At 58.5% G+C, this 4,084-nt stretch carries 4 protein-coding genes; 1 reads left to right on the top strand and 3 read right to left on the bottom strand.

The window, feature by feature from the left end:
* Positions 1 to 455 (top strand): hypothetical protein (locus WBB95_RS07665; RefSeq protein WP_424487020.1); only part of this gene is annotated, 455 nt, incomplete at its 5' end.
* A 274-nt stretch (positions 456 to 729) separates the two neighbouring features.
* On the opposite strand, the gene WBB95_RS07660 is transcribed toward WBB95_RS07665, so the two are convergent.
* The 3 genes from WBB95_RS07660 to WBB95_RS07650 form a co-directional block, all read right to left on the bottom strand.
* Positions 730 to 2,199, bottom strand: coding sequence for a DUF1254 domain-containing protein (locus tag WBB95_RS07660; RefSeq protein WP_424487019.1), 1,470 nt, complete (start codon positions 2,197 to 2,199; stop codon positions 730 to 732).
* Between the two features lie 27 nt (positions 2,200 to 2,226).
* Positions 2,227 to 3,693 carry a DUF1254 domain-containing protein gene (locus WBB95_RS07655; RefSeq protein ID WP_424487018.1) on the bottom strand — a complete coding sequence of 489 codons (1,467 nt, stop codon included), beginning with the start codon at positions 3,691 to 3,693 and terminating at the stop codon, positions 2,227 to 2,229.
* 23 nt (positions 3,694 to 3,716) lie between these two features.
* On the bottom strand, positions 3,717 to 4,084 hold a 368-nt coding region (locus WBB95_RS07650), incomplete at its 5' end, for a DUF1214 domain-containing protein (RefSeq protein WP_424487017.1).

Genomic DNA, 4,084 nt, shown 5'->3' with positions numbered 1-4,084 from the left:
CGGACCCGGCAACCATGGGCGCGAGAACGCAGAACAAGGCGGGCAAGAACCACCGGGCGGACGTCGAAGAGCTTGGCTTCTATGTGCCTGGCAGACTGACCCACGGCTTGCGGCGCTGGTTCATCTCTGCTTGTCGAAACGCTTCTGCGCGCAGGGAAGTCATCGAGCTGATGACGCACAACGCGAAAGGCGAAGTGATCGATGCCTACACCTCGTGGGAGTGGTCGACGCTGTGCGACGAAATCAGCAAGCTCGAGGTCGATCTTCATTCGACCAAGGTCGCAGTTTTGCCACTGGCAAAACGCGAAACACCCGAAATAGTCCCTGTTTCAGAGCAGGTTTTTGCCAGTGATTTTGCCACCCGAGATCAAAGCGAAGTGATCTCGGATGCTTATCAGTGGAGGCGGTGGGAATCGAACCGTCGTCGGAACACCCTGCTACGCATGATTCAATAGCGATTACGCGGAAGGGTCTCGATGCTGACACCCTGCTAGACCCCAGTGAATCCGAGTTGGCGGATCAACTCGGGACACGTGTCCCAAGCTTGCATCGCCCGGATGAGTGGCTGGCGAACGTTCGTCGCGCCTGGGGGGTGCTGCGCGTGGTTTGACTTCAACGGGGTAGGGCTTGGTCGATCCAAAGACCCTGTTTCGACTCCGAGAGAGATTCAAAATCGATGTCAACGACGGAGATTCGATCGCCTTGGCTCACTTCATGAGCTTGCATCCGCTACCTGACCAGCTCCACGTCCTCGAGCTTGAAGGTCTTGTTGTAGAACGCCTCCTTAGGTCCGTAGAAGCGGAACATCATGTAAAGCGCCTTGCCCGCCGTCGGGATCCAGTTGTTCTTGTACCCCTTCGGCGCCCGCGGGCCGACATAGAGCGTGACGCTGCCATCCTGGTTCTGCTTCATTTTCGCGATGTCGCGGGATGACAGCCCCGGGCGTTGTTCCTTGGTGTAGATGAAGGCCCAGGTTTTCATGTCGTAGATGGTCAGCGACCAGAACTGGTTGATGGGTACATCCTTTGGAACCGTCAGCTTGTAGGTCTTGCCCGCCTTGAACACCTTGCCGTTCTTGTCCCGCGCCGTCGCGAGGTACATTGTCGGTGGCTTCGCGGTGACCTTGTTGGGGAAATAGATCGCAGTGAACCAGGGGTGAACCGACCGGTTGTCGTAGTCGAGCATCCCCTCATAGTCCCAGCTGAAACCCATGTTGGGATCGCTGTAGAAGACGTTGCGCCAGCGCCGGTCCGGCCAGTACAACTCTTCGGGCTCCACTGTGAGGTAGCGCTGCTGCATGTAGTAGTAGGCATCGATCGCGGCCCGCCGGAAAATCTTCTTCGTCTTCTGACTCGGCTTGTACGGCTTGCCCTGTTCGATCCCGATGTGCTTCAGCATGCCCATCATCACCTTGTCGCGCTCGCGCGTGGGTCCGGCATTGATGATCTCGTGCAGATCCTCGAACCAGCGCTCGTCGTAGTGCGGCAAGGTAGACCATCGGGTTTTGATCGGGTCGATGACCTTGGTCGGCTTCGGATTCGGCAGCTCCGACAGGTAGTACATCTTGATGCTCTTGCTGAGCGCATAGGCATCCGCAGGGCTACCCGCGGGCGTCGGTATCGACCGAAACGCAAAGTCCAAGACATAGCTCGGGCTCTTCACCTCGATGTAGCCGGCCGGGACCTTTCCGGCGTAGCCCGGCGGGGTCAGCAGAATCTTGCCGCCCTTGCCCTTGTCGACGCCGATCGGGCCGATGTCGGCGATCGTGATGAACCAGTTGTCGGCGACCTGCCCGAACAGGTTAGCCTTGTCGGTGGCCTTTGGCACGTCGAGCACCACTGGACCGTTTCGCAGGTTGGTGGTTGAGGTCACGTAGGGCGTGACGTTGTTCGGCGTCAATGTTTCGAGCAGCGCGGTGGCGCCACCGGACCAGGCCATGATGACATTGTCACCCGCGCCAATCTCGATCGAGCCGCGCCGCATCCCGTATTTGATCATCGCCGGCATCGACCAGACCACCGCCTCGAAAGCGCGCTGATAGGTCACCTGGTCGGACAGGCTCTTCACAGAGGGCTTCGAACCGACGGGCGGTTGGCCACCGACTGGATCGGTGGGCAGCTTCTCTGCCGCGACTGTCGCCGCCAGGATGGCGGTCATGAGCCCGATCAAAGCCAGCCAGCTCGTCGTTCTTGCGTTCATGATGGTCTCCTCGTTGTGTCTCTGTCCCTACTTCACCTTCTGAATTTTGTTCATGGGCCAGCTCTGGTCGAAATAGGCCTGCTCGGGTCCGTACAGTCTCAGGTAGACAAAGAAGGACTGCCCGGGATTGGTCTGGATCCAGTTCACTTCCTTGCCTTTCGGTGCCTTGGGTCCGAAGTACAGGTCCACCGAGCCGTCGGGGTTCGTCAGCAGGCCTTCGGTGCGGGATGAACGGTCCGAGCGTTTGATCTTGTTACGAATGATCAAGCGGTTCTCGATGTCATAGACCGTGACCGACCAGAAGTTGGCCGCGGGCGGGTTGGGCTCGATCCGAAGGCGGTAGTTCTTGCCGCCCATCAGCGCTTTGCCGTCGGCGTCGTAGTAGCTGCCCAGATAGGCAGAGCCTTTCCCGGGGACGCGCGACACCATGCCTGCTGAGGTGGTGGTCGCCTCAAACCCGTAGGACGCTCGCTGGTCGAACTCGGAGTACGTCGGCAGATCGATCTTCGGGTCCATGCCGGCCATCGCGTCTTCCCAGCCGGAATCCTTGCCATAGAGAGAGGTCGGGAACATGAGTCGGCTCTTGTTGAAGGAGATCGCCTGCGACATGGCCATGCCCACGTCCAACGCTTCTTTGAGAATCTTCTTCTGAGAAGCGGTCGGCTTGAAGGGTTTGCCCTTTTCGATACCCAGGTCTTTCAGCCAGGCGTAGAAAAAGCGATCGCGATCGGCCATCGGCTCCTTCTGCACGTAGGCATTCACGAGCTCCCAGAAGCGCATGTCACGAGGCTGCGTGTTGAGTGCAATCTTGTCACCCGGTTTGGGCTCGTACTTCATGAACTTGGTTTTCGGCGGGTTCTTGGCCTCCGAAAGCTTGTACGCCTTGACTGCGGTTCGCAGCTTCTGCGCAGCCGCCCCTGTACCGAGAGCACGGTAGAAGTACAAAACCAGAAAGGTGTCGGATTGGATGATCTCGCCCTTGAAGTCTTTGGGAACGTTCTGTCCCGGACCCACGAGCAGCAGCTTTCCTGGCTTGCCGTTGATTTCCTTGATGGGCTGCATCCAGGCATTGTCGACCACGCCGTAGATCGCTCCGGGCGGCATCTCGAGGACGATTGGCCCGGTCTTCGACAGATCCGACATCCCGATCGTGTAGGGCGTGGTCACGTTCGCGGTCATGAAGGGATACACGCCGTCGTATCCGTCATACAAACCAAAGAAGACTTCGTCTTCACTCATCTTCATGTTGCTGAGCAAGGCCGGGTACAGCTGATAGAAGTTCATCATCGGCATGGCCCACGACACCAGCTGGGTGCCGCGTTGCAATAGGATCTGGCGATGCAGCAACTCGGCCGACGCCTTGCTGAGGGTTTGGCCCTGATACTCGAGCTTCCCTAGATAGGTCTTCTGGACCCCGTCAGCCTGCGCCGGTGCCGCGAGGGCGACGGACAGCAGACCCGCGAGTGCAAGATGGATGAGCGTTCTATGATTCATGCGGAGCTCCGTTGTGTACTCGACTACTTGACCAGCTCGATCTCGCTGGGACGCCACTTCTTGTCGTACCATTCCTGCTTGGGGCCATAGATTCGCCACAGCAGATTCCAGCCCTTGCTGGGATCGGTCTGGATCCAGTTGACCTTCCCTTTGGGCTTCTTGGGTCCGATGTAGACGTCGTAAGAACCATCCGCATTCGCAACGGTGGTCGGATCGATGCTGGTGACTCCCGGGTAAGGATTGTCGGTCTGCAGCATTGAGCGGGTCTGATTGTCGTAGACCGTGATGTCCCAGAACCGCTTGGCCGGAATGTTGGGCGGGATGTGGATCTTGTAGGTCTTGCGGCCGTTCAAGCGATTGCCCTTCGAGTCGCGCAAACCGATCACATACT

This window comes from Pseudomonas sp., from assembly GCF_049645325.1.
Lineage (GTDB): Bacteria > Pseudomonadota > Gammaproteobacteria > Pseudomonadales > Pseudomonadaceae > Aquipseudomonas.
The sequence above is the reverse complement of the archived record's forward strand: the minus strand, read 5'-3'. Positions and strand labels throughout refer to the sequence as shown.

Bases quoted from the DNA above. Each gene is read 5' to 3' on its own strand.
- WBB95_RS07660 (WP_424487019.1), bottom strand. From the start codon at position 2,199: ATGAACGCAAGAACGACGAGCTGGCTGGCTTTGATCGGGCTCATGACC.
- WBB95_RS07655 (WP_424487018.1), bottom strand. From the start codon at position 3,693: ATGAATCATAGAACGCTCATCCATCTTGCACTCGCGGGTCTGCTGTCC.